The following is a 25684-nucleotide window of genomic DNA, read 5'->3' as shown; positions in this document are numbered from 1 at the left end:
TCTCTCAACCGCTTAGAAAACCCGTTCCAAGGAGAAGACCGTGAGTCGATTCAATGTCCGCAAGGTCGCCGTGCTCGGCGCCGGCGTGATGGGCGCGCAGATCGCCGCCCACCTCGTCAACGTGAAGGTGCCGGTCGTGCTGTTCGACCTGCCGGCGAAGGAAGGCCCGAAGAACGGGATCGTCACCAAGGCCGTCGAGGGCCTGAAGAAGATCAAACCCTCGCCGCTGGGCATTCCCGAAGACGCCGCGCTGATCCAGCAGGCCAACTACGAAGAGCATCTTGAACTGCTCAAGGACTGCGACCTCATCATCGAGGCCATCGCCGAGCGCATGGACTGGAAGCTGGACCTCTACACCAAGGTCGCCCCGTTCATCGCCCCGCACGCCATCGTCGCGTCGAACACCTCGGGTCTCTCCATCACCAAGCTCAGCGAAGTGCTGCCGGCCGAGATCAAGCCGCGCTTCTGCGGCATCCACTTCTTCAACCCGCCGCGCTACATGTACCTGGTGGAGCTGATCCCCACCCCGACCACGCGCCCGGAGATCCTCGACCAGCTCGAAAGCTTTGTCACCACCGCGCTCGGCAAGGGCGTGGTGCGCGCCAAGGACACGCCCAACTTCGTGGCCAACCGCGTGGGCATCGCCAACATGCTCTCGACGATGAAGGAAGCCGACAACTACGGCCTCTCCTACGACGTGGTCGACGACCTGACCGGCAAGAAGCTCGGCCGTGCGTCGAGCGGCACCTTCCGCACCGCCGACGTGGTGGGCCTCGACACGATGGCCCACGTCATGAAGACGATGCAGGACAACCTGAAGGACGATCCCTTCTACCCCGTGTATCAGACGCCCAAGGCCGTGGCCGCGCTGATCGAGAAGGGCGCGCTCGGCCAGAAGACCGGCGCCGGCTTCTACAAGAAGGTCGGCAAGGACATCCTGCGCCTCGACCCGGCCAAGGGTGACTACGTGCCCGCCGGCGGCAAGGCCGACGAGATCGTCGCCCGCATGCTCAAGAAGGCCCCGGCCGAGCGCCTGAAGCTGCTGCGCGAGTCGACCAACCCGCAGGCGCAGTTCCTGTGGGCCATCCTGCGCAACGGCTTCCACTACGCCGCGGTGCACCTGGCCGACATCGCCGACTCGGCCCGCGAGATCGACCTCGCGCTGCGCTGGGGCTTTGGCATGAACCAGGGCCCGTTCGAGCTGTGGCAACAGGCCGGCTGGAAGCAGGTCGCCGAATGGGTCAAGGCCGACATCGACGCCGGCAAGGCGCTCTCCAAGGCGCCGCTGCCCGCGTGGGTGTTCGACGGCCCTGTCGCCACAAACGCGGGCGTGCACACGCCTGAAGGCTCGTGGAGCGCGTCGCAGAACAAGTACCTGCCCAAGAGCAACCTGCCCGTCTACCAGCGCCAGCACTTCCCCGAAGCGCTGTTCGGCTCCGGCGCGGTCGACCCGCTCAAGTCGGGCACCGAAGAGTTCAAGAACGACGAAGTGCGCGCCTGGACGCTCGATGGCGAGGTGCTGATCCTCAGCATCACCTCCAAGCTGCACCTGATCGGCGAAGGCGTGATCGATGGGCTGGCGAAGGCCGTGGACGTGGCCGAGGCCAAGTACAAGGGCCTCGTGATCTGGTCGCCGGACGATGTGTTCTCGGCCGGTGCCAACCTCGAGTCGATGCTGCCGGTCTTCATGAAGAGCGGCGCCAAGGGCATCGCCCCGATGATCAAGAAGCTGCAGGACACCATGCTGCGCATGCGCTACTCGACCGTGCCGGTGATCGCCGCGGTGCGTGGCATCGCACTCGGCGGTGGCTGCGAGATCGCCGTCTACACCACCAAGCGTGTGGCCGCGATGGAGAGCTACATGGGCCTGGTGGAAGTGGGCGTGGGCCTGATCCCGGGCGGCGGCGGCCTGACCTACATCGCCCGCCGTGCGGCCGAGATGGCCAGCGCTGCGAACGCCAACGCCGACATCCTCAAGTTCCTGACCGAGGGCTTCACCGCCGCCGCGATGGCCAAGGTGGGCACGAGCGCGATCGAGAACCGCAAGAACGGCTACATGCTGTGGAGCGACGTCGTCGTGCCGAACAAGGACGAGCTGCTCTACGTCGCCTCGCAACAGGCCAAGGCCATGTTCGAGAGCGGCTACCGCGCCCCGGCCAAGGCCGTGTTCCCGGTCGCCGGCCGCAACGGCATCGCCACCATCAAGGCGCAGCTGGTCAACATGCGCGACGGCGGCTTCATCAGCCAGCACGACTTCTACATCGGCTCGCTGATCGCCGACGTGGTCTGCGGCGGTGATGTCGACGCCGGCTCGCTGGTCAACGAGGAATACCTGATGACGCTGGAGCGCAAGCACTTCTGCACGCTGCTGGAGCACCCGAAGTCGCAGGAGCGTGCCATGGGCATGCTCTCGACCGGCAAGCCGGTGCGCAACTAAACAGCGGCCTCACAAGGAAACCACATCATGAGCAAGCAAGTTCAAGACGCCTACATCGTCGCCGCCACCCGCACGCCCATCGGCCGTTCGGGCCGTGGCTATTTCAAGAACACCCGCCCGGACGATCTGCTGATCGCCGCCATTCGCAGCGCGCTGGCCCAGGCCCCCGGCCTGGACCCGGCCGCGATCGAAGACGCGATCATCGGCTGCTCGTTCCCGGAAGGTGAGCAGGGCATGAACATGGCGCGCATCGCCGCCGGCCTGGCACTGCCGAAGCCGGTGGGTGGCGTGACCGTCAACCGCTTCTGCGCTTCGGGCGTGACCGCGATCCAGATGGCTGCTGACCGCATCCGTGTCGGCGAGGCCGACATCCTGATCGCCGGCGGCGCCGAGTCCATGAGCCTCGTGCCCATGGGCGGCAACAAGCCCTCGTTCAACCCCGAGATCTTCGCCAAGGACGAGAACATCGGCATCGCCTACGGCATGGGCCTGACCGCCGAGAAGGTCGCGGCGCAGTGGAAGGTCTCGCGCGAAGCGCAAGACGCCTTCGCCTACGAGTCGCACATGCGCGCGCTCAAGGCCATCGAGAAGGGCGAGTTCAAGGACGAGATCACGCCAATCGACGTCATCTCGCGCACGCCCGATCTCGCGACCGGCGAGCAGATCGCGAAGAAGCGCACCGTCAGCATCGACGAAGGCCCGCGCCCCGACACCTCGCTCGAAGGCCTGGCCAAGCTGAAGCCGGTGTTCGCCGCCAAGGGCAGCGTGACCGCCGGCAACAGCTCGCAGACGAGCGACGGCGCCGGTGCGCTGATCCTCGCCAGCGAAAAGGCGGTCAAGCAGTTCGGCCTCAAGCCGCTGGCCCGCTTCGTGAGCTTCGCCGCGCGCGGCGTGCCGCCCGAGATCATGGGCATCGGCCCGATCGAGGCGATTCCCGCCGCCCTGAAGTACGCCGGCCTGACGAAGGACCAGATCGACTGGATCGAGCTCAACGAAGCCTTCGCGGCCCAGTCGCTCGCGGTCGTCAACACCATCGGCCTCGACCCGGCCAAGGTGAACCCCATGGGTGGCGCGATTGCGCTGGGGCACCCGCTGGGCGCCACCGGCGCGATCCGTGCCGCCACGGTCGTGCACGCGCTGCGTCGCCACAACCTGAAGTACGGCATGGTCACGATGTGCGTGGGCACCGGCCAGGGTGCGGCCGGCATCTTCGAGCGCGTCTGATCTGTTGACGCGCAAGCCCATGCAACGCGGGCGCCGCATCGCTTTCCTCGGCCTCGGGGCCGTGGCGGTCGGGGCTCCCGCGTTGTACGCGGCCTCCCGGCCGGCGGCCTTGCAGTCGCCGGCGTTTGGATCGACCGAGGGTGCCTTGCGCACCCTCGCTGCGTTGAAGACGCAACCCGTGCGCATGGGTGGCGCATGGGACCTGGCGCACGTGCTGCACCACGCGGCACAAAGCGTCGAGTATTCGCTGCAGGGCTTTCCCGAGCTGAAGCCGGCTTGGTTCCGCGCGAGCGTCGGCCCGGCCGCGGCCACCGTGTTCTCGGCGCGCGGCCGCATGAGCCACTCGCTGACCGAGCCCATTCCCGGCGCCCCCGACATCGCGCAGGGTCAGCCACTGATTCCTGCCGTCGACCGCGCCATGGCGGCACTGCAAGCCTTCGAAGGCCACACCGGCGCCTTGCACCCTCACTTCGCGTACGGCGAGTTGTCCAAGGACGACTACCGCCGTGCCCACCTCATGCATTTCGCCAACCATTGGCAGGAAGTCGTGACCTGAGGAGACCCACAGATGGAAGCATTCGAGTTCAAGGCAGCAGACGGTTTTGCGCTTCAAGGCCGCGTCTACGGCAACCCGGCCACGTGCCGGTCGGCGGTGCTGATCGCCCCGGCGATGGGCGTGCCGCAGCGCTTCTACGCCGACTTCGCCGAGTGGCTCGCCGGAGAGGGCCATGCGGTGGTGACCTTCGACTACCGCGGCATGGGCGAATCTCGCCCCGCGCAGATGAGGCATTCGCTGCGCGGCCTCGAAGCCACCATCGACACCTGGGCACAGCAGGATGCGTCGGCTGCGCTGGCCTGGCTGGACGCCCAGGTGGCCAAGGAGGTGCCGATCCACTGGTTGGGCCACAGCCTCGGCGGCCAGATCTTCGGCATGGTGCCCAACCGCGAGCGCGCGGCGAGCGTCGTCACCATCGGTGTGGGCACCGGCTACTGGCTGCGCAATGCCGCGAAGGCGCGTGCCTACGTGTGGTGGCTGTGGTTCGTCGCTGCGCCGCTGGCGATGAAGCTCTACGGCTACTTCCCCGGCAAGCGGCTGAAGAAGGTGGGCGACCTGCCACTGGGCGTGATGCAGCAGTGGCGGCGTGCCTGCCTGAACCGCGACTACATCATCGGTGTGGGCGGAGAGAAGATGCGCTCTGACTACGCCGCCGTGCGCACGCCCATCCTCTCGCTCTCGTTCACCGACGACGAGTACATGTCGGCCCGCAACACCGCCGACATGCACGCCTTCTACGCCAGCGCACCGCGCGAGATGCGCCGCATCGCACCGCAAGACATCGGTGCCAAGCGCATCGGCCATTTCGGCTTCTTCCGCGAGCGCTTTGCCGACAGCCTGTGGCCGCAGGTGTCACGTTGGTTGACGCTCGCCACGGCGCGCTGACGCAGAATCCCCCACCCCCTCCGGAGACACATTCCATGAGCATCAAGACCGCGCTGCTGAACGGCGTCTACACCATCGAGATCGCCCGCCCCGAGAAGAAGAACGCGCTGACGAGCGACATGTACCTGGCGATGGCCAAGGGCCTGAACGACGCCAAGGCCGACGGCGCCGTGCGCAGCGTGCTCATCACCGGCCAGCCGGGCATCTTCACCTCGGGCAACGACATCGAGGACTTCGCCAAGCGCTCGGCCGCGGCCTCGGCCGTGTCGCCGGCCCGCACCTTCATGGAAGCGCTGATCGGTTGCGACAAGCCGGTGATCGCCGCCGTCACCGGTGCGGCCATCGGCATCGGCACCACGCTGCTGCTGCACTGCGACTTCGTCTACGTGTCCGACGAGGCGCGCCTGGTGATGCCGTTCGTGAGCCTGGGCCTCGTGCCCGAGTTCGCCTCGAGCCAGCTCATCCCGCAGCTCATGGGCCAGCGCAAGGCGGCCGAGAAGCTGATGCTGGGCGACCCCTTCACCGGCAGCGAAGCGGTGGAGTGCGGCATCGCCAACGCGGTGCTGCCCGCGGGCGAAGTGGCGCCTCACGCCCGCCGCGTGGCCGAGCGTTTCAACACGCTGCCGCCGGGTGCGATCCGCGCCACCAAGAAGCTGATGCGCGGCCGCCTGGCCGACGACTTCTTCAAGACGATCGATGCCGAAAACGCGGTCTTCGCCGCACAGCTGCAGAGCCCCGAGGCGAAGGAAGCGTTCAGCGCCTTCTTCCAGAAGCGCAAGCCGGATTTCAGTCAGTTTTCCTGATCCGCGCTGACCCCGTGCAGTCGGGCGGTGCCGGGAGGGGCGGCGTGCGGGTATCGTCGCGCGCATGAATCCTGGGCTCTTCAAGGCCATCAAGTTCCTGCTGGTGCCGGTGCTGCTGTGGCAGGGCCGGCAGGTGCGCCGCGCGGCGCTTCGGCTGCCCGAGGCCGAAGGCCCACGCGAAGGGGTGGCCGGCACGGGCAAGGTGCGCTTGCGCATCCTCATCGTCGGCGACTCGTCGGCCGCGGGCGTGGGCGCCAAGAACCAGATCCAGGCCCTGGCCGGCCGCCTGAGCGAGGCGCTGTCTCAGCGCCTGCACGGCGCGGTGGTGTGGCAGCTCATCGCGCGCAGCGGCGACACGACGCGCAGTTCGCTGGCCGCGGTGCGCAAGCTCTCGCTGCACCCGGCCGACGTGATGGTGACGGCGCTCGGCCTCAACGACGTGATCGCGCAGGTGCCGGTGAACACCTGGCTCCACCAGCTCGAGAAGCTCAATCGCGCCGCGGCACGCCGCGCGGGCATCAAGCACGTGGTGCACACCGGCATCCCGCCGGTCCACACGTTCCCCTTGCTGCCCAACCCGCTGCGCTGGGTGCTGGGCACCGACGCGCAGGCCTACAACCAGGCCTTGAGCGCGTGGGTCGGGCGTTCGTCCGACCGTTGGTGGCTGCCGGTGCCCATCGAGCCCGAGATCCCGGTGCCGGGCAACGACAGCAGCGTGCTGATGGCCGAAGACGGGTTCCACCCCGGCCCGGCGGCCTATGCGATGTGGGCCGAGCAACTGGCGGGGACCATCGCCCGCGAGATCGTGCCGCGCCTGCCGGCGACCGTGCCCACGCGGCGGCGGCGCCAAGGCCTCGCCGTCGACACGCAGCCGCTCGACCTTTGATTCAGTCTTGCGGCGGCAGAGGCCGCGGCTTGCCTTCGTCGTCGATAGCCACGTAGGTGAGGCTGGCCTCGGTCACCTTCACGACCTCCAGCTTGGCCGGGTTGCGCTCGGCGTAGACCTCCACATGCACCGTCACCGAGGTGCGGCCGATGCGTTCGACGCGGGCATACAGGCTCAGCAGGTCGCCCATGGAGACGGGCTGCTTGAAGATGAACTGGTTGACCGCCACGGTGGCGATGCGGCCCTTGGCGATGCGGTTGGGCAGCACCGAGCCGGCCAGGTCGACCTGGGCCATGATCCAGCCGCCGAAGATGTCGCCGTTGCCGTTGGCATCGGACGGCATCGGCATGACGCGCATGACCAGGTCCATGTCGGTGGGCAGGGTGACGGGCAGGGTGTTGGCAGCAGAAGTCATGGGCCACATTGTGGAGCGCTTTGCGCTGGCACACTGAGGCGATGCGTCGAGATTCCGTGTTGTCTTCCATGCCGCCCGCACCAGCGAGCAAGGCCCCCCGCTCCGACTGGGCCACCTTGCGCAAGCTGCTGCCCTACCTCTGGCAATACCGCTGGCGAGTGGCGCTGGCGCTGGCCTTCATGGTGGGGGCGAAGCTGGCCAACGTGGGCGTGCCGCTCCTGCTCAAGGAACTGGTCGACAGCATGTCGCTCAAGCCCGGCGATGCGGGTGCGCTGCTCGTGGTGCCGGTGGGCCTCCTGATCGCGTATGGCGCGTTGCGCCTGTCGACTTCGCTTTTCACCGAGCTGCGCGAGCTGGTCTTCGCCAAGGCGACCGAGGGCACGGCGCGCAGCATCTCGCTGAACGTCTTTCGCCACCTGCACTCGCTGAGCCTGCGCTTCCACCTGGAGCGCCAGACCGGCGGCATGACGCGCGACATCGAGCGCGGCACCCGTGCCGTGCACTCGCTGATCTCGTATTCGCTCTACAGCATCGTGCCGACGCTCATCGAAGTGGTCATGGTGCTCACGCTGCTGGGCGTGAAGTTCGATGCATGGTTCGCGTGGATCACGATCGCGGCGCTCGTGGTCTACATCGCCTTCACCGTCACCGTCACCAACTGGCGCACGCAGTTCCGCAAGCAGGTCAACGAGCTCGACTCGACCAGCCACACCCGCGCGATCGACTCGCTGCTCAACTACGAGACCGTCAAGTACTTCAACAACGAAGACTTCGAAGCGAAGCGCTACGACGAGAGCCTGGAGCGCCTGCGCCGCGCGCAGCTCAAGGCGCAGACCACGCTGTCGATCCTCAACACCGGCCAGCAGCTCATCATCGCCACCGGCCTCGTGGCGATGCTATGGCTGGCCACGCGCGGCGTGGTCGACGGCACCATGACGCTCGGCGACCTGGTGATGGTCAATGCCTTCATGATCCAGCTCTACATCCCGCTCAACTTCCTGGGCGTGATCTACCGCGAGATCAAGCAGGCGCTGACCGACCTCGACAAGATGTTCACGCTGATGGCGCGCGAGCGCGAGGTCGACGACGCGCCCGGCGCGCAGCCGCTGCAGGTCAGCGCGGGCCATGTGAAGTTCAGCGACGTGAACTTCTCCTACGAGCCGGCACGGCCCATCCTGCACGACGTGAGCTTCGAGATCCCGGCGGGCAAGACGGTGGCAGTGGTCGGACCCTCGGGCTCCGGCAAGAGCACGCTGGCGCGGCTGCTCTACCGCTTCTACGACGTGAACGCGGGCACCATCAGCATCGACGGACAGGACATCCGCCAGGTCACGCAGGGCAGCGTGCGCCGGGCCATCGGCATCGTGCCGCAGGACACCGTGCTCTTCAACGACACGGTCGCCTACAACATCGCCTACGGCCACACCGGCGCCACGCGCGAGCAGATCGAAGCGGCCGCGAAGGCGGCACGCATCCACGACTTCATCGTCTCCACACCCAAGGGTTACGAGACGGCGGTGGGCGAGCGGGGGCTGAAGCTGTCCGGCGGCGAGAAGCAGCGCGTGGCCATCGCCCGCACGCTGCTGAAGAATCCGCCGATCATGATCTTCGACGAGGCGACCTCGGCGCTCGATTCAGCGAACGAGCGTGCGATCCAGGCCGAACTGCAGGGTGTGGCGCGCAACAAGACGGCGCTCGTGATCGCGCACCGCCTGTCGACGGTGGTCGAGGCGCACCAGATTCTCGTGATGGAGTTGGGGCGGATCGTCGAACGCGGCACGCACGCCGAGCTGCTGGCGCGTGACGGGCGCTATGCTGAAATGTGGCGCATGCAGCAGGCGGCGGGGGAAGAGGCCGCCTGAAGAGATCACAAGACACACCATGGAAACCAAGTGGCTCGAAGACTTCGTCAGCTTGGCTGAGACCCGGAGCTTTTCTCGTTCGGCCCAGTTGCGGCACGTCACGCAGCCGGCCTTCTCGCGGCGCATCCAGGCGCTGGAGGCCTGGGCGGGGCTCGATCTGGTGGACCGTTCCTCCTACCCGACGCGGCTCACGCCGGCCGGCGAGACCTTCCACTCGCAGGCGCTCGAGATCCTCGGCAGCCTGCAGGCCACACGCAACATGATGCGCGGCCACCAGGTGGCCAGCCAGGACATGATCGAGTTCGCGGTGCCGCACTCGCTGGCCTTCACCTTCTTCCCGCACTGGGTGATGGACCTGCGCAACCGCTTCGGCGCGGTGAAGAGCCGGCTCATCGCGCTCAACGTGCACGATGCGGTGATGCTGCTCACCGAAGGCAGTTGCGACCTGCTGATCGCCTACCACCACCCCTCGGCGCCGCTACAGCTCAGCCCCGACCGCTACGAGATGCTGAGCCTCGGCCACGAGACGATCGCGCCCTATGCAAAGGCCGACGACAACGGCCTGCCGCTGTTCCGCATTCCCACTGCCCCGGGCAGCCGGGTGCCGTTCCTGAGCTACGGCTCGGGGGCCTACCTCGGGCGGCTGGTCGACCTGATCGTGAAGCTTTCCTCGGTGCCGCTCAACCTCGAGCCCATCTACGAGACCGACATGGCCGAGGGCTTGAAGGCCATGGCGCTGGAGGGCCACGGCCTGGCCTTCCTGCCCGGCAGCTCGGTGAAGAAAGAGCTCAAGAGCAAACGCCTGGTGCGGGCCTCGGCCCCAGGCGCCTGCGAGCTTTCCATGGAAGTTCGCATTTACCGCGAGCGGCCGGAAGTGTCGCGCCACCTGAAGCCCGGCGCGCAGGCTTTGTGGGACTTCCTGCGGGATTCCGCCTGATCGCCTGAGCGGGGCTTGGCGCGGAGACATTCTGGGTAAACCCTAGGGGCGCATGCAGCAAACGCATGCACCCCCTCGACATTCAGCATTGGACCGCGCGTGACGGGCGACCCTACAGTCCGCGCCGTCATGCAGCCCACACCCACCACCCGCACCGAACACGACTTCCTCGGCGAGAAGCTGATCCCCGCCGAGGCCTACTGGGGCGTGCACACCGCACGTGCCGTCGAGAACTTTCCCATCAGCGGCCAGACGGTGGGCGGCTGGTCCGACCTGGTGGTGGCGCTGGCCCTGGTCAAGCGGGCGTCGGCGCAGGCCAACCTCTCCTTCGGCGTGATCGACGCCGGGCTCGCCCGGGCCATCGAGCAGGCCTGCGACGACCTGGTGAACGGCGAGCTGCACGAGCAGTTCGTGGTCGACGTGATCCAGGGCGGTGCCGGCACCTCCACCAACATGAACGCCAACGAGGTGATCGCCAATCGCGCACTCGAGCGCCTGGGCCATGCCCGCGGCCGCTACGACGTGCTGCACCCCAACGACCACGTCAACGCTTCGCAGAGCACCAACGACGTCTACCCCACCGCGCTGCGTCTGGCGGCCTGGTTCGGCATCGGGCGACTCCTGGCGGCCATGGCCGACCTGCGCCTGGCATTCGAGGCCAAGGCGCACGAGTTCGCGGGCATCCTCAAGATCGGCCGCACGCAGCTGCAGGACGCCGTGCCCATGACGCTGGGCCAGGAGTTCATGGCCTTCGCCGTGATGATCGGGGAAGACGAGCAGCGCCTGCGCGAGGCGCGTGCCCTCATCACCGAGGTCAACCTCGGCGCCACGGCCATCGGCACCGGCATCAACGCGCCCGCGGGTTATGCGGAAAAGGTCATCGCCCTGCTGGCCGAAGTCTCCGGCGTGCCGGTGGTGAAGTCGCCCAATCTCGTCGAGGCCACGCAGGACACCGGCGCGTTCGTGCAGTTGTCGGGCGTGCTCAAGCGCGTGGCCTGCAAGCTCTCGAAGATCTGCAACGACCTGCGGCTGCTGTCGTCGGGCCCGCAGGCGGGCTTCGGCGACATCCGGCTGCCGCCGCGCCAGGCGGGTTCGTCGATCATGCCGGGCAAGGTGAACCCGGTGATCCCCGAGGTGATGAACCAGGTGGCCTTCGAAGTCATCGGCAACGACGTGACCATCACGATTGCAAGCGAGGCCGGGCAGCTGCAGCTCAACGCCTTCGAGCCCATCATGGGCTGGGCGCTGGCCAAGAGCGTGAAGCACCTCACCCAGGCCTGTCGCACCTTGCAGGTGAATTGCGTGCAAGGCATCCAGCCCAACACCGAGCTGCTGGCACGCCGCGTGGCCGAGTCGGTGACGCTCGTCACCGCCCTCAATCCCATCATCGGCTACGAGAAGGCGGCGCTGATCGCCAAGATGGCGCTCGCCACGGGCGGCACGATCGCCGCCACGGCCGAGAACCTGAACATCATGACGCAGTCGGACATGGAGGCGTTGCTCGTACCGGAAACGCTGACCCGTCCCGTGCGCCTCATGGCATGAGCAGTGCATAGGGTTGCGCTCTTCTTTTCTTTTGCACCTGTTCGGAGTCGCACGATGACCATTGGGTCCTTTCTCTCCCCCTGGCTGACCGGGGCTGCCGTGTGGACGGCGCTTTGCGGTTTCGCCCTCGCCGCCGAGGCCCCGCCCAAGGGCCCCTCGATCGATCGCATCAAGCAGACGGGCAAGATCATCATCGCGCACCGCGAGTCGTCGGTGCCCTTCTCGTACGTGTTGCCCGACAAGAAGCCCGTGGGCTACGCGGTCGAGCTGTGCCTTCGCATCGCCGAGGGCGTGCGCAAGAAGCTCGGTCTGGCCAGCCTGCAGCCCGAGTACCTGCTGGTGACGCCGTCCAACCGCATCGCCGCCATCGCCGAGGGGCGCGCCGACCTGGAGTGCGGTTCGACCACCAACAATGCCGAGCGGCGCGAGAAGGTGGCCTTCACCGTGCCGCACTACATCACCGGCGCGCGCTACATGGTCCGGGCCGACAGCGCCATCGACGACCTCGCCAATTTCGGCGGCAAGACCCTCGTGTCGACCAAGGGCACCACGCCCCTGAAGGCCGTCAACGCGGCCAACAAGGAGCGCCTGATCGGCATCAAGCTCGTCGAAGCCCCGGACCACGCCGCGGCGGTGGCCATGGTGGAGAAGGGCGAGGCCGACGGCTTCGCGATGGACGACGTGCTGCTCTACGGCCTGATCGCCGGGCGCCCCGACCCGGCCCGGCTGAAGGTGGTGGGGAAGTTCCTGACCATCGAGCCGCTGGCCATCATGCTGTCCAAGAACGACCCCGAGTTCAAGAAGATCGTCGATGATGAGATGAAGCAGCTCATCAAGAGCCGCGAGGCCCATGCGATCTTCGACAAGTGGTTCATGAAGCCGGTGGCTCCCATGAACACCTCGCTCAACCTGCCGATGAACTACCTGCTGAAAGACTTCTGGAAGTACCCCACCGACCAGGTGCCTTATTGATGAAGGTGCACCGCCGCGCGTGATTTCGTAGGGCATGTACGTGGTTTCGCGTACAACCCACCTCCCTAGAATTTCGTTACTGCACTTCCTACACCCCCGAAGGAGTTTTTATGAAGAAGACCATGTTCGCTTTGGCTGCCGTTCTCGCGATGGGCGTGGCCCAGGCCGACACGCTCAAGAAGATCAAGGACAGCGGTTCGATCACGCTGGGCGCTCGTGAATCCTCGGGTGCCCTCGCGTACACCCTGGGTGACGGCAAGTACGTCGGCTTCCACACCGAGATGGCCCAGCGCATCGCCGCCGACCTGCAGAAGCAGCTCGCCCTGCCCAAGCTCGACGTGAAGTTCCAGGTCGTCACCTCGCAGAACCGCATCCCGCTCGTGCAGAACGGCACCGTCGACCTCGAGTGCGGCTCCACCACCAACAACGCCACGCGCCAGAAGGACGTCGCCTTCGCCGTGACGACCTACATGGAAGAAGTGCGCATCGCCACCAAGGCGAACTCGGGCATCAACTCCATCAAGGACCTGACCGGCAAGACGATCGCCACCACGACCGGCACGACCTCGGTGCAGACCCTGCGCAAGCACGAGCGCGCCACCGGCGTCGACTTCAAGGAAGTCTTCGGCAAGGACCACGCCGACAGCTTCCTGCTGCTCGAATCGGGCCGCGCCGATGCCTTCGTGATGGACGGCCAGATCCTCGCCGGCAACATCAGCAAGGCGAAGAACCCGGCCGACTTCAAGATCGTCGGCGAAGTGCTGTCGGTCGAGCCGATCGCCTGCATGATGCGCAAGGACGACCCGGCCTTCAAGAAGGCGGTCGACGACAGCATCAAGGGCATGATCAAGAGCGGCGAACTCGCGAAGATCTACGACAAGTGGTTCATGCAGCCCATCCCGCCGAGCAACACCAAGGTGGGCCTGGCGCTGTCGCAGGCGACCAAGGACGCCTGGGCGAACCCGAACGACAAACCGATGGAAGACTTCGTCAAGAAGTAAGAAGGCGCATCGGGGCGAGCCCTAGCGCCCAGTGGCGCAGGGCTTGCTTACATTCCGAGCGCGGCGCGGGTCATCAAAACCGGCCGCGCTTTTTCCTTGGGGCTCACGAAGCCCCTCAGGCCCGGCACATGACAAGAGGAGCGCGCCGTGGGGCAGACATGGGACTGGCAGGTCTTCCTGCGAGATGACGGAGGGGGGCGAACCTACCTCGAGTGGTTGATGTCCGCCTGGGGCTGGACGCTCTCGGTGGCGCTGCTGGCGCTGGTCGTGGCGCTGGTGGTGGGCTCGCTGATCGGCGTGCTGCGCACGGTGCCGAACAAGGCCGTGGCCACCTTCGGTGAAGCCTGGACGGAGCTCTTCCGCAACATTCCGCTGCTGGTGCAGATCTTTCTCTGGTACCACGTGATCCCGGGCATCTTCCTCGGCCTGCGTGACGTGCCGAGCTTCATCCTCGTGGTATTCGCGCTTGGCTTCTTCACTTCGGCGCGGGTGTCCGAGCAGGTGAAGGCCGGCATCCAGGCCCTGCCCAAGGGCCAGCGCTATGCCGGCCTCGCCATGGGCCTCACGCTGCCGCAGACCTACCGCTACGTCATCCTGCCGATGGCGTTTCGCATCGTCATCCCGCCGCTCACAAGCGAAAGCATGAACATCATCAAGAACTCGTCGGTGGCCTTCGCCGTCAGCGTGGCCGAGATGACGATGTTTGCGATGCAGGCGCAGGAAGAAACCTCGCGCGGTGTGGAGGTCTACCTCGCCGTGACGGGCCTGTACTTCATCTCCGCGTTCGCGATCAACCGCATCGCGCTCTTCATCGAACACAAGGTGCAGATCCCCGGCACGCTGGGAGCTGGAAGATGATCAGCGCCCTCGATTTCAGCTTCCTCAACTGGAGCGTCATCTCCAGTTTCGTGGTCAAGGGCTTCATCTACTCGATCCAGCTCACGCTGATCGCGATGGTGGGCGGCATCATCCTCGGCACCGTGCTCGCGCTGATGCGCCTGTCGGGCAAGAAGTGGCTGGAGATCCCCGCCGCGGCCTATGTCAACACGCTGCGCTCCATCCCGCTGGTGATGGTGATCCTGTGGTTCTTCCTGCTGATCCCGCTGCTGATCGGTCGGCCCATGGGCGCGGAACTGTCGGCCATCATCACCTTCACGGTGTTCGAGGCGGCCTACTACTCCGAGATCATGCGGGCGGGCATCCAGAGCGTGCCGCGCGGGCAGGTGCATGCCGGCTACGCGGTGGGCATGAACTACCGCCAGACCATGCAGCTCATCGTGCTGCCGCAGGCCTTCCGCAACATGCTGCCGGTGCTGCTCACGCAGACCATCATCCTGTTCCAGGACACCTCGCTCGTGTACGCGATCGGCGCCTACGACCTGCTCAAGGGCTTCGAGGTCGCGGGCAAGAACTTCAACCGGCCGGTCGAGACCTACCTCGTCGCCGCCGTCGTCTATTTCGTCATCTGCTTCAGCCTGTCCATGCTGGTTCGCCGGCTGCAGAAGAAGATCCAGATCATCCGCTGAGGTCATCCCATCATGATCGACATCAAGAACGTCTCCAAGTGGTACGGCTCCTTCCAGGTGCTGACCGACTGCACCACCAGCATCCAGAAGGGTGAAGTGGTCGTGGTCTGCGGCCCGTCGGGCTCTGGCAAGTCGACCCTCATCAAGACCGTCAACGCGCTCGAGCCCTTCCAGAAGGGCGACATCGTGGTCGACGGCATCTCCATCTCCGACCCCAAGACCAACCTGCCCAAGCTGCGCTCACGCGTGGGCATGGTGTTCCAGCACTTCGAGCTCTTCCCCCACCTGAGCGTGACGGAGAACCTCACCCTGGCGCAGATCAAGGTGCTGGGCCGCAGTGCCGACGAAGCCAAGACCCGCGGCCTCAAGATGCTCGACCGCGTGGGCCTGATGGCGCACAAGGACAAGTTCCCCGGCCAGCTCTCCGGCGGCCAGCAGCAGCGTGTGGCCATCGCGCGCGCGCTGAGCATGGACCCGATCGTGATGCTCTTCGACGAGCCGACTTCGGCGCTCGACCCCGAGATGGTGGGCGAGGTGCTCGACGTGATGGTGCAGCTCGCGCACGAAGGCATGACCATGATGTGCGTGACGCACGAAATGGGCTTCGCCAAGAAGGTGAGCCACCGCGTGATCTTCATGGACGCCGGCAAGATCGTCGAAGACTGCGCCAAGGCCGACTTCTTCGGCAACCCCGAGGCGCGCTCGCCGCGGGCCAAGGACTTCCTCTCGAAGATCCTCCAGCACTGAGCCAAAGGCCTCCGGCCAAAGAAAAAGGGCGCCACGGTGTGGCGCCCTTTTTCGTTGCGGCGACTGGCGCCGCAAGGTGGCTCAGCCCATCACGAGCAGCGAGCGGTGCGGAAGTCCGACACGTCCAGGCTGCTTTCCTGGTTGGTGCAGGCGAAGGTAGTGAAGCGGGTGTCGTTGTCCATGAAGCGCTTCATCCACGCCACGCCCTTCTTGCCCAGGAAGTCCTTGTCGCTGTTGCTGGAGTTGGCGCAGTAGTGGCCTTCGCCGCGCACTTCCAGGAACTGCTTCGGGTTGCGCGTCATGCTGTTGTAGAACGGCGAGGCGTGCGAATAGACCGGCGCGATGGAGTCGTCCTGGCAGGCGATGATCAGCGTGGGCACGGTCACCGACGAGAAGTTCTCGGTGCTGTTCCAGGGCGCGAACGGGATCGAGGCCTTGAGCGACGGGCGGTTCTCCGTCGAGATCAGCGAGCCGCCACCGCCCATCGACCAGCCCATCACGCCCATGCGGTTGGTGTCGAGCTTGTTGTAGATCGGGCTGCTGCTGGTGCGCGACAGCGTGGCGAGCTGGTCGAGCGCGGCGAGCTGCTGGCGTGAGCGCGAAGCCGGCTGGTCCAGGGTGGAGTTGGTGTCGATCGTCATGACGATGAAGCCCCACGACGCCAGGCGCGGCCCCCACCAGTTGATGTCGGACTGGTAGGCGGTGTAGCCCGGCACCACCACGATGCCGCCGACGGTGCCGCCGGCATTGGTGGGGTAGTACACCGTGCCCGCACGGTAGCCGCTCGGGCGGCTGACGGTGAACTGGCTCGTGGCCATCGGGCCGCGGGTGGCCTCGAGGGTCGCTTCGGTCGGGGCCGGGCCGCGCTGGAAGGGGTTGGTCTGGGCGGAAGCCGCGGTGGCGGCCACGAGGGCGGTGACCGCGAGCGCGGCCTTCATCAAACGGGTAGTTCCAAACATCGATGTCTCCGGTTTTGTGATGCTCCGCCTGCGGGGGCGGGTGGGCGTCGCCTCGAAGTGCGACGCCTTGATTTTTGGACGGCCACGCATTTTTTGCATTGACGGTTTCCATCAAGCGCGGCATCAAGACAAAACTGGCGGTTTGTGTTAGCTGCTCCAGGTGCTTGATTTGCCTATGAAAAACCGCACTTGCAGGCGGGAATACCCGAAATCTGCAAGCCCGCTTCGCAAGCCAGCTTCCGTCTACGCTTGATGGTTTTTTGAATCACCGTCCGGAATTGAGTGATTTTGTCGCTCAAGGCTTGGGCGGCCGACGCACGAGCACACGCACCCGCGACGGGTCGCGTGTCGTCGATGGCGGGCGGCCGTACCAGCGCAGGTAGGTGCGCGAGAACTGCGGCGAATCGGAAAAGCCCGCGTCGAGTGCGACGTCGGTGAGCGAGCGCGCGCTGTCCATCAGCTCCATCATGCGACGCATCCGGAGCCAGCCCTGGTAGTCGCGCGCCGACATGCCCAGCGCCAGCGGGAACAGCCGCGACACCGCCCGCGGTGGCCGCCCCAGCTTGCGGGCGAGTTCGTCGATCGTGCAGCAGGGGTTGTCGTCGAGCAGCTGGATCAGCAAGCCCGCCGCAGGGTCCTGCGGGGGCGCCGGGGGCAGTTGCGAGCAGGCGAGGTCGACCAGGTGCTCGAAGAGCGTGCCGGCAGTGTCCAGGTCGAGTTCGCCCTTCACCAGTCCCCGCAGATCTGCGTCCCACGCGAAGTAGAGCTCGCGGTGGAGTGGCTGCACGCCGGCGTGCTGCCGTGCAGCAAAGACGTGGAAAGCGCGGTGCGACGGCATCACGTTGATGCTCAGCAGTGCCACGCCGGCAGCGTCGAGCCGGCGGGGCACGAGCGGTGGCACGAGCAGCGCCGGCCCGCTGAAGCGCGTGCCGTCGGGCGAGGTGACCGTCACCGCACGGTGGTCGGCGCTGAGGAGGATGGCGGCCGAGTGGCGCGAGGTCACGCCGCTGGAGAGGTCGTGTCCGGCGTAGATGAAGCCGTCGTGGCCGAGCACATAGGCGGTCTCGCGCGGCCGGAGCGCGGCGGCATGCGGAATGGAGAAGGACGCAGTGCGCATGCCGTGCCCTCAGCTCGAGCGGCGGCGCCCCGAGGCCGACGACGGTGGGGTGGGTGACAATTCCGCATGACTTCCGCAGCACCCTCCCTCTCGATCACCCTCACCCGGCCCGACGACTGGCACCTCCACGTGCGCGACGGCGCCGCCCTCCAGGCGGTCGTGCCGGACACCGCGCGCCAGTTCGGCCGCGCGATCATCATGCCCAACCTCAAGCCGCCGGTGACCACCGCGGCGCAGGCGGTGGCCTATCGCGAGCGCATCCTGGCCGCGGTGCCTGCCTCGCTGAAAGAACAGGGCCTGGGCTTCGAGCCGCTGATGACGCTCTACCTCACCGACAACCTGCCGCCCGACGAGATCCGCCGCGCCAAGGACGCCGACGTGGTCGCCCTCAAGCTCTACCCCGCCGGTGCCACCACCAACAGCGATGCCGGCGTCACCGACATCAGAAAGACCTACGCCACGCTCGAGGCGATGCAGCGTGAAGGCCTGAAGCTTCTCGTGCACGGCGAAGTGACCAGCCCCGACATCGACCTCTTCGACCGCGAGAAGGCCTTCATCGACACGCAGCTCATCCCGCTGCGCCGCGACTTCCCGGAGTTGAAGATCGTGTTCGAGCACATCACCACGCGCGAAGCGGCGCAGTACGTGCCCGAAGCCGGCCCGCACACCGCGGCCACCATCACCGCGCACCACCTGCTCTACAACCGAAACGCCATCTTCCTGGGGGGTGTGCGTCCGCACTATTACTGTCTCCCGGTGTTGAAGCGCGAAGAGCACCGCCGCGCGCTCGTGGCCGCCGCCACCTCGGGCAGCGACCGCTTCTTCCTCGGCACCGACAGCGCGCCGCACCCGGCGCACCTGAAGGAGCACGCGACCGGCTGTGCCGGCTGCTACACGGCGCTGAGTGCACTCGAGCTCTATGCCGAAGCCTTCGATGCCGCAGGCGCCCTCGACAAGCTGGAAGCCTTCGCGAGCTTCAATGGCCCGGCTTTCTACGGCCTGCCTCGCAACAGCGGCACGGTCACCTTGAAGAAGGAGACCTGGACCTTGCCCGAGGCCTTGCCCTTCGGCGATGCCCAGCTCAAGCCCTTGCGCGGCGGTGAAACGCTCGCCTGGAAGCAGGCCTGACCTGACCGCGCGCCAGGCGCGTGAAACGCAAAAGGACCGCGACCCTTGCGAGTCGCGGCCGTCAAGGCATCACGCCCCGGAGGGCTCGGGTCCTCAGCTGCAGTTCGCGGTGCGGAACTCCGACACGGAGAACGTGTTCGGGTTCGAGCAGGCGAACGAGGTGTAGCGCGTGTCGTTGTCCATGAAGCGCTTCATCCAGGCCACGCCGCGCTTGCCGATGAGCGCCTGGTTGCTGTTGCCGCTGTTCGCGCACGAGTGCGAGCCGTTGTTGATCTCGAAGTACTGGCGTGGGTTGAGCCGCATGCTGTTGTACATCGGCGATGCGTGCGAGCTGGTCGACGCGATGCTGTCGTTCTCGCACGCGAAGATCAGCGTCGGCACGGTCATCGAGGAGAAGTTGCTCGAGGTGTTCCAGGGGGCTTGCGGTGCCGCGGCCTTGATGGAGGGGTTGTCGCGTGCAGAGATCAGCGAGCCGCCGCCACCCATCGACCAGCCCATCACGCCCAGGCGCGACGCGTCGACCTTGTTGTAGATCGGGCTGGTGCTGGTGCGGCTGAGCGACACGACCTGGCTCAGCGCGGCCATCTGCTGGCGCGAGCGGCTCGACGGCTGGTCGAGCGTGGAGTTGGTGTCGATGGTGATGACCACGAAGCCGTGTGAGGCCAGGCGCGGGCCCCACCAGTTGATGCTCGACTGGCGTGCGGTGTAGCCCGGCACGATGGCGATGGCGCCCACGGTGCCGCCGGCGTTGGTCGGGTAGTAGACGGTGCCGGCGCCGTAGCCGCTCGGGCGGCTCACGGTGAACGAGCTGATCGAGAACGGGCCGCGGCTCGCTTCCAGCAGGGAATCGGTCGGGTTCGGGCCGCGGGCATAGGGGTTGGTCTGTGCGGTGGCGGCGGCCGAGACGGCCATCAGGCCGCCCAGGGCGGCGGCTTGCAGCAGACGCAAGGTGCGTGCTTTGAATTGCATGTTGTCTCCTTTGTAGGTGGAACCGGGGTGGCCGCTGCATGGCGGCCCCAAGGGCACGGCCGACTTGTGACGCCGGGCTGATCGCATCTTGGGTGCACGTCCGTCCTTTTTCATCCGAACATGCGATGTACGCATTCCATCAATCCAGCGACCCGCCTTTTGTGCTACGCGCGCGTCTGGTGCCGCTTCTCCTGGGAAATCTTGCTTTTGGGCAGGGTGATCGGGGTTTGGCCCCGATCTGGGGCGGGGCAATGCTGATGTCAACTTCTGGATGTGCGTGCAACATTGGCCCCATGCCTGCCTTCAAGCCCTTTCCCATCGCGCTGACCATCGGTGTCGTCCTGGTGGTCGCAGCCATCGTCTATGCCAACTGGACCCCGGCGGCCGACGTCTCCACTGCGCCTGCTGCCGGGGTGGCCGGCGCGCCGCCGGTGGCGGGAGGACGCGCGGCCGGTGCATCGGGCGGCGCGCCGCGGCCTGGCGAGGAGACCGTGACGGTCTCCGACGCCGTCCTCGGCAACCTCGACGCCTCGCGCCTCTTCGAGCTGGGCTTTGCCGGCGGCCTCGTGATCGACCGCGACACCCGCTCCGCCATCGAGGCGGTGCTGAACTCGATGCCCGAGAACCCCTCCGACCAGGACCTGCAGCGCCTCGAGCGCACGCTGCGCCAGGGCCTGCCCCGTGAAGACGCCGAAAAGGCCCTGAAGCTCTTCACCGACTACCGCGCCTACACCCGCGACATCGCCACGCAGATGCAGCCCCAGGGCATCCCGCGCACCCTGCAGGAGGCCAATGCCTTCTTCGACCAGATGGAGAGCATCCGCCGCCGCCATTTCGACGAATCGACCGCGAGCGCACTCTTCGGCCCCTACGACGCCTATGCGCGCGCCACGATGACGGCCTCGTTCATCGTGCAGGACGCTTCGCTCACGCCCGAGCAGAAGAAGGAGCAGCTCGACGCCATCCGTGCGCAGCTGCCGCCCGACCAGCAGTCACTGATCCCGCAGCCGGACGGCACCCTCGCGTCGCAGCCGCCGGCGCAGCCCGCGTCCTGAGGCTTCCTCAGGTCGGCGCAGCCCGCTGGTTGCTGCCGCCGTGGATGAACACGCGCACGTTCTTCGGGTCGCGTGCCGTCGACGGCGTCACGCCGTACCAGCGCTGGAAGGTGCGCGTGAACTGCGGTGAATCGGCAAAGCCCGCGATGTAGGCCACCTGCGTGAGCGAGCGGCGGGTGTAGAGCACGTCGTACACGCGGCGTTGCTTGAGCCAGTTCTGGTAGTCGCGCAGCGACATGCCGACCGCCGACGAGAACATGCGCGACATCACCTGGTGCGAATAGCCGAGCTTGCGCGCGAGCGCGTCCAGGCTGAGCTCGGGGTGGGCGTCGAGCATGCGGATGAGCGCGAGCGCGCGCGGGTCGGGTGCCGGCGCGGGCGGCAGCACACGCTGCACCTCGGTGACCACACGCGAGAAGACCAGCTCGGCCTCGACGATGGAGGCACGGCCCTCCACCAGCGCGGCGAAGCTGTCGTTGAGGTCGTTGAACAAATGGCGGTCGAGCTCGCGCACACCGCCGTGCTGCATCGCGCGGAACACGTGGTACGCCCCGTGCGCCGGCATGATGTTGAGGCTCAGCAGCGGGACGCCGACGGCGTCGAGGCCGCGCTCTACGCGGGGCGGCACCATCGCGGCCGGGGCCTCGAGCACGCGGCCGTCGGGCATGGGGATGCGGAACGGGCGGCCGTCCATGCTCAGCAGCACCACGGCCGGGTGGCGCACGGTGGAACCACTCGCGAGGTGCACGCTGGTGTAGATGAAACCGTGGTGGCCCAGGACGTAGGAGTTGTCGAGCAGGTCCTGGCCGACGGGCAGCCCGGTGTCGGAGGGAAATGAAGAGTCGGAACGCGCCATGGTCGCCTTTCGTGTGAAGGCGCTCCTCCCAGCACGCCTGCGCCCGACCATAGTGCGCGCCTCAGGGGGCGTCTTGTACCGAGTTGCCATGCCGCCTCATGGAAACCCCGGCCCGTCGATAATGCCGCCCGTGAAGCGGGCCAGACCGCCGCTGGTGCGATCTCGGAAACGAGGCACTGGAGGAAGGTCCGGACTGCACAGGGCGGCGTAGCAGCTAACGGCTGTCCACCGTGAGGTGAGGATCAGAGCAACAGAGACGAGCCGATTCAGTTCGGGTGAAACGGGCAATCTCTACGCGCAGCAACACCAAATAGGCCAGCGTTGATGTGGCTCCGCGGAGCTGGCGGGTAGGTGGCATCGAGCCATGCAGCGATGCATGGCCCAGAGGAATGGCGGTCACGCTCGGCGCTTCTTCGGAAGTGACGGGTGCACAGAATCCGGCCTATCGGCCCGCTTCACACTTTTAACCTGCAGTGCACGCGGGTGCACGTCATCGCCAGCGTGCAAAGCATCACGGGCCGCCATCGCCGGCCGCTCAAGCGCACTGCACAAACCTCCGAAGCACCGTTGTCGCTTCGTTCCTTCTTCGGAGGCTTCTTCATGTTCCATCGTCTCTCGGCACTCTCTGCCGCACTCGTGTTGATGCTCGGCCTTGCGGCCTGTTCCGGTGGCAGCGGCGGTTCGTCGGCCCCCGCCGCGCAGACGCCCGTCACCCAGTCGACCATCACCCTGCCGTCGTCGGTGCAGGTCGTGAGCGCGAAGTAAGCCGGGAGGGCGCAACATGAAACTCTTGTCTCGACTGGGCGTCGCGCTGGCGCTCGCCGGCGCGCTGGCCGCGCCCGCCATGGCCACCACGCCCACCTCGGGCGCCTACGTCACCGACCCGCAGAACACCTGGGTGCAAGACCGCGTGGGCGACCGCATCAGCACGGTCAACATGATCATGTGCATCATGAGCAGCCTGCGCCCCGACGCGATGGTGAACCAGGGCGCCTACGTCGCGCTGGTCGACCAGAACAAGTGCGCCGGCCGCGGCGACGCTGCCAAGTCCACCAGCACCAACGCCGGTGCGTCGAACGCGACCGACTACATGTCGGCCACCGTCGTCTCCGAGCAGGCCACGAATGCCGACCCGCTCACGGTCAAGATCTGGCTGCACGAGGAAGAAGACCACGGCAACGGCCCCGAGAAGATGACGATCTACGTCTACATCGTGGCCACCGAAGGCAAGTCGGACAGCAACCCCAACGGCCTCTTCCGCATGTACTTCTGCGGCACGCCCGATGGCCTCTCCACCTGCATGTTCCGCGGCACGCTGAAGTCCGACGGCACCGGCCTGAGCTTCTACCAGGCCGAGTCGGGCGGTGGCGGCGGTTCGTCGGAGACCAACCTCAAGCTGCAGTCGAACCCCACCACCGACAGCGGCATGGGCCGCGTGCAGGGCACCGAGGGCGGCAACCCCTACGCCTACACCTTCGCCTTCGACGGCACCACCTTCCACCGCAACGATGGCGCCGGCAGCGACGAATGCTTCGCCCGCGACCGCACGCTGGCCGACACCTCGACCTGGAGCTACGGCGTCTACAACGACGACGGCTCGCGCCTCGACGTGAGCAACCCCGGCTTCGCGGTGAAGTACGTGTCGGGTGCCAACACCTACTACGGCTTCTGGAGCTTCTGGGGCCTGTGGCTGCCCGACTCGGCGCTCGCCACCGTCGGCAGCTCGGGCACGCTCACGCGCCAGGTGTCGGGGGTCGACGTGCCGCTCACGGTCGTGCGCCGCGGCGGCAAGCTGTGGAAGCTGACCAAGCACCAGTCGACGCTCGGTGCCTTCAAGAACGTCTCGATGATGTACTGGTCGCCCAACGCCATCGGCAGCGGCCCGGCCAACACCAACTACGAGCTGCAGTGGGACGGCAGCGCCCTCAACGCGATCGGCTACCAGCAGTGCTCGCCGGGCAACCCGTGCTCCAGCACCGCCTTCGGCACGCCGGTCGCCCTGAACGCCGCCACGCTCTCGGCCTTGCAGATCCGCGCGCTGCCCATCTTCTTCCCCTCGGGCGGCGGCAACGGCTCGGTGCTCGTGCCGGCCAGCGGCAACTTCTCGGCCACCGACGCGGTGACCTACCGCACCCGTGAAGTCGTGGAGCCGGGCGCACCCGACGTGGCGCTCAACTGCATCGGCATGTGCCCGAAGACCGGCACCAACCTCGTGAGCGGCGGCAACCTCGCGGCCTCGCCATACCAGGACGCCAGCTCCTGGGGGCCGACCGGCACGCGCTACGCCTACACCTGGCAGAACGGCATGCTCTCCGACGGTGGCGGCAACGCCGACGCCTCGGGCGCCAGCAAGGACAGCATGGGCATGAACCAGTGGGGCCTCACCAGCGGCTCGATGGTGACCGACAGCGACCTGCCGTCCATCCGCTGCGACATGAACGGCCAGGCCAACCCCTCCGGTGCCTACTACTGCCCGCACCTCGTCGACCAGGCCTCGGTGATCTACCAGTGGGAGACCGGCCCGAACCAGTGGAACCGCTACTTCGGCGCGCAAGGCGTGACCATCGATCCGCCGAAGCCCCTGAGCTTCACCGCGACCGCGAGCCCGGCCAACATCAGCGCGCCCGACGTGAGCAAGTTCGACGGCAACACCGTGCAGCTGCAGTACAACGGCTTCGGCCAGCTGCAAGGCATTCCGGGCAGCTGCGTGAACCCCGACACCAACCAGCCGGTGAGCTGCGGCCCCAACACCCGCTGGGTGCCGGCCTTCGACATCCGCGACGGCTCGTCGGTGTCTGACGGCGCCACGCACTTCCATGTGAAGTACCTCCAGCGCGAGCTGCGCCTGGGCCGCACCTCGTGCGCCAGTGCACCGTCGCTCGTGGCGGCATCGGCGCTCACGTTGCCCGACTCGACGGCCTACGACGTGAATCCGATGACCACCATCGGCACCGAGCCGACCCCGGCCAGCTCCAAGCCGAAGGTGATCGACGGCATCGTGCAGTAAGGCTCCTCCCCGCCTTCGCGGGGATGACACGTCAGGGCGCCGCAGGCGTGGCGCAGTCGGCGTCCTGCACCTGCTGGCCCGCCAGTCGCAGGCACAGGCGCTGTGCAGCGTCCGACACGAGGCCCGCCACCAGCGTGCCGTGCAGGTGGCCCCACGCGAGCGCCTGCTGCTGGCCATCCTCACACTCGATCTGGCCGATGTGGCGCTCGACGTCGATCACGAGGTCGCAGGCCACCTGCGCCTGCGCCACACGCAGCTGGTCGGCCAGGGACGCGAATCGTGCGGCCAGGGCCACGCGCAGGTTCACCAGCGCCTGCTCGCGCTGTTGTTCGGGCGGCAGGGTGGCCGGCAGGTTCGAGCGGCGCGAGGTCCAGCGGCCCGATCCGATCGGCGCGTGCACGATGGGCGCGAAGAGGCTCGCGAAGCGGGCGCCGGGCGGTTCGGTGGGCGACGACGGTGGCGTGGCCTCCGCGACGGTCGCCGGTGCCGGCTTGGGCGTCGCCGCCGGTCGCTCGGCGCGAGCCCGCTGCTTGCGGGGCGCGGGTGCCGCGGTGCTGCGTTCGGGTGGTGGTGTGGCCGCCTTCGCCGGCACGGCTGCATCGCGCCGCAGCGTCACCTGCAAGGCGCCTTTCTGACGGCCGACCGAGGCCGCGGGCCGGGCCTCCTGCCAGGCCTTGAACACCCACCCGGCCACCACCGCATGCGCCAGGAGCGACAGCACCAGCGCGCTCGGCAGGGCGGCACGCTGCAGTCGATGCGCAGGCAGGCGAGGGGGCATTTGAGCATTCACGGCAGCC

The 25684-nt window shown here is 67.1% G+C and carries 24 protein-coding genes and 1 other RNA gene; 19 read left to right on the top strand and 6 right to left on the bottom strand.

The genetic code is table 11. From position 1 onward, the window contains the following. Positions 1-40 precede the first annotated feature (40 nt). The 6 genes from JI745_RS10115 to JI745_RS10090 all read left to right on the top strand — a co-directional run bounded on the left by JI745_RS10115 (position 41) and on the right by JI745_RS10090 (position 6791). On the top strand, positions 41-2437 hold the full coding sequence (locus tag JI745_RS10115; protein WP_201805862.1) for a 3-hydroxyacyl-CoA dehydrogenase/enoyl-CoA hydratase family protein: 2397 nt from the start codon (positions 41-43) through the stop codon (positions 2435-2437). 27 nt (positions 2438-2464) lie between these two features. After that, positions 2465-3661 (top strand): acetyl-CoA C-acyltransferase, encoded by a 1197-nt coding sequence (locus tag JI745_RS10110; RefSeq protein WP_201805861.1) that lies wholly within the window; start codon positions 2465-2467, stop codon positions 3659-3661. A gap of 19 nt (positions 3662-3680) precedes the next feature. Continuing rightward, the gene (locus JI745_RS10105; RefSeq protein ID WP_201805860.1) at positions 3681-4217 is read left to right on the top strand and encodes a DUF1569 domain-containing protein; all 537 of its coding nucleotides are present in this window, start codon (positions 3681-3683) and stop codon (positions 4215-4217) included. Positions 4218-4229: 12 nt separating this feature from the next. Beyond that, positions 4230-5102 (top strand): alpha/beta fold hydrolase, encoded by an 873-nt coding sequence (locus JI745_RS10100; protein WP_201805858.1) that lies wholly within the window; start codon positions 4230-4232, stop codon positions 5100-5102. 35 nt (positions 5103-5137) lie between these two features. Beyond that, entirely contained in the window at positions 5138-5905 is a 768-nt protein-coding gene (locus JI745_RS10095) for an enoyl-CoA hydratase (RefSeq protein ID WP_201805856.1), read from the top strand. Between the two features lie 64 nt (positions 5906-5969). Beyond that, entirely contained in the window at positions 5970-6791 is an 822-nt protein-coding gene (locus JI745_RS10090; RefSeq protein WP_201805854.1) for an SGNH/GDSL hydrolase family protein, read from the top strand. A gap of 1 nt (position 6792) precedes the next feature. On the opposite strand, the gene JI745_RS10085 is transcribed toward JI745_RS10090, so the two are convergent. Then, positions 6793-7206: an acyl-CoA thioesterase gene (locus JI745_RS10085; RefSeq protein ID WP_236674953.1), complete on the bottom strand. Its 414-nt coding sequence runs from the start codon at positions 7204-7206 to the stop codon at positions 6793-6795. A gap of 68 nt (positions 7207-7274) precedes the next feature. Between JI745_RS10085 and JI745_RS10080 the strand changes: the two genes are divergently transcribed. From JI745_RS10080 to JI745_RS10045, 8 genes are all read left to right on the top strand, one after another. Further along, positions 7275-9068 (top strand): ABCB family ABC transporter ATP-binding protein/permease, encoded by a 1794-nt coding sequence (locus JI745_RS10080; RefSeq protein ID WP_404932809.1) that lies wholly within the window; start codon positions 7275-7277, stop codon positions 9066-9068. 19 nt (positions 9069-9087) lie between these two features. Continuing rightward, positions 9088-10005 (top strand): LysR substrate-binding domain-containing protein, encoded by a 918-nt coding sequence (locus JI745_RS10075; protein WP_201805850.1) that lies wholly within the window; start codon positions 9088-9090, stop codon positions 10003-10005. A 129-nt stretch (positions 10006-10134) separates the two neighbouring features. Next, the gene (locus tag JI745_RS10070; protein ID WP_201805849.1) at positions 10135-11550 is read left to right on the top strand and encodes an aspartate ammonia-lyase; all 1416 of its coding nucleotides are present in this window, start codon (positions 10135-10137) and stop codon (positions 11548-11550) included. A gap of 54 nt (positions 11551-11604) precedes the next feature. Continuing rightward, positions 11605-12522 (top strand): amino acid ABC transporter substrate-binding protein, encoded by a 918-nt coding sequence (locus JI745_RS10065; RefSeq protein ID WP_201805848.1) that lies wholly within the window; start codon positions 11605-11607, stop codon positions 12520-12522. A 110-nt stretch (positions 12523-12632) separates the two neighbouring features. Further along, positions 12633-13523 carry an amino acid ABC transporter substrate-binding protein gene (locus JI745_RS10060; RefSeq protein WP_201805847.1) on the top strand — a complete coding sequence of 297 codons (891 nt, stop codon included), beginning with the start codon at positions 12633-12635 and terminating at the stop codon, positions 13521-13523. A gap of 147 nt (positions 13524-13670) precedes the next feature. After that, positions 13671-14381 (top strand): amino acid ABC transporter permease, encoded by a 711-nt coding sequence (locus JI745_RS10055; protein ID WP_201805846.1) that lies wholly within the window; start codon positions 13671-13673, stop codon positions 14379-14381. Further along, entirely contained in the window at positions 14378-15049 is a 672-nt protein-coding gene (locus tag JI745_RS10050) for an amino acid ABC transporter permease (protein WP_201805844.1), read from the top strand. Before JI745_RS10055 ends, JI745_RS10050 begins: the two co-directional genes overlap by 4 nt. 12 nt (positions 15050-15061) lie before the next feature. Beyond that, entirely contained in the window at positions 15062-15796 is a 735-nt protein-coding gene (locus tag JI745_RS10045) for an amino acid ABC transporter ATP-binding protein (protein ID WP_201805842.1), read from the top strand. Positions 15797-15885: 89 nt separating this feature from the next. Here JI745_RS10045 and JI745_RS10040 read toward each other — a convergent pair whose 3' ends face one another. Both JI745_RS10040 and JI745_RS10035 read right to left on the bottom strand, forming a co-directional pair. Beyond that, positions 15886-16755 (bottom strand): poly(ethylene terephthalate) hydrolase, encoded by an 870-nt coding sequence (locus tag JI745_RS10040; protein ID WP_201805840.1) that lies wholly within the window; start codon positions 16753-16755, stop codon positions 15886-15888. Positions 16756-17050: 295 nt separating this feature from the next. Beyond that, positions 17051-17872, bottom strand: a complete 822-nt coding sequence (locus JI745_RS10035) for a helix-turn-helix transcriptional regulator (protein WP_201805838.1) — start codon at positions 17870-17872, stop codon at positions 17051-17053. Between the two features lie 66 nt (positions 17873-17938). Between JI745_RS10035 and pyrC the strand changes: the two genes are divergently transcribed. Then, complete coding sequence (gene pyrC, locus JI745_RS10030) at positions 17939-19000, top strand: dihydroorotase (protein WP_201805837.1); 1062 nt, start codon at positions 17939-17941, stop codon at positions 18998-19000. A gap of 93 nt (positions 19001-19093) precedes the next feature. On the opposite strand, the gene JI745_RS10025 is transcribed toward pyrC, so the two are convergent. Next, positions 19094-19969 carry a poly(ethylene terephthalate) hydrolase gene (locus JI745_RS10025; RefSeq protein WP_201805836.1) on the bottom strand — a complete coding sequence of 292 codons (876 nt, stop codon included), beginning with the start codon at positions 19967-19969 and terminating at the stop codon, positions 19094-19096. A 293-nt stretch (positions 19970-20262) separates the two neighbouring features. Between JI745_RS10025 and JI745_RS10020 the strand changes: the two genes are divergently transcribed. Next, positions 20263-21024 (top strand): lipase secretion chaperone, encoded by a 762-nt coding sequence (locus tag JI745_RS10020; protein WP_201805835.1) that lies wholly within the window; start codon positions 20263-20265, stop codon positions 21022-21024. 7 nt (positions 21025-21031) lie between these two features. On the opposite strand, the gene JI745_RS10015 is transcribed toward JI745_RS10020, so the two are convergent. Continuing rightward, a complete protein-coding gene (locus tag JI745_RS10015) occupies positions 21032-21880 on the bottom strand; it encodes a helix-turn-helix transcriptional regulator (RefSeq protein ID WP_201805833.1) in 849 nt (282 codons plus the stop codon). Positions 21881-22012: 132 nt separating this feature from the next. Between JI745_RS10015 and rnpB the strand changes: the two genes are divergently transcribed. The 3 genes from rnpB to JI745_RS10000 all read left to right on the top strand — a co-directional run bounded on the left by rnpB (position 22013) and on the right by JI745_RS10000 (position 24887). Beyond that, an RNA gene (rnpB, locus tag JI745_RS10010) (RNase P RNA component class A) lies at positions 22013-22341 on the top strand. Between the two features lie 139 nt (positions 22342-22480). After that, positions 22481-22645, top strand: coding sequence for a hypothetical protein (locus JI745_RS10005; protein ID WP_201805832.1), 165 nt, complete (start codon positions 22481-22483; stop codon positions 22643-22645). A 16-nt stretch (positions 22646-22661) separates the two neighbouring features. Continuing rightward, the gene (locus JI745_RS10000) at positions 22662-24887 is read left to right on the top strand and encodes a hypothetical protein (protein WP_201805831.1); all 2226 of its coding nucleotides are present in this window, start codon (positions 22662-22664) and stop codon (positions 24885-24887) included. Positions 24888-24918: 31 nt separating this feature from the next. Here JI745_RS10000 and JI745_RS09995 read toward each other — a convergent pair whose 3' ends face one another. Next, positions 24919-25665 carry a hypothetical protein gene (locus JI745_RS09995; RefSeq protein ID WP_201805830.1) on the bottom strand — a complete coding sequence of 249 codons (747 nt, stop codon included), beginning with the start codon at positions 25663-25665 and terminating at the stop codon, positions 24919-24921. Positions 25666-25684: the final 19 nt, after the last annotated feature.

The organism is Piscinibacter sp. HJYY11 (assembly GCF_016735515.1).
Classification (GTDB): domain Bacteria; phylum Pseudomonadota; class Gammaproteobacteria; order Burkholderiales; family Burkholderiaceae_C; genus Rhizobacter.
Note: the sequence above shows the minus strand (reverse complement) of the source record. Positions and strands in the feature narration are given on the sequence as shown.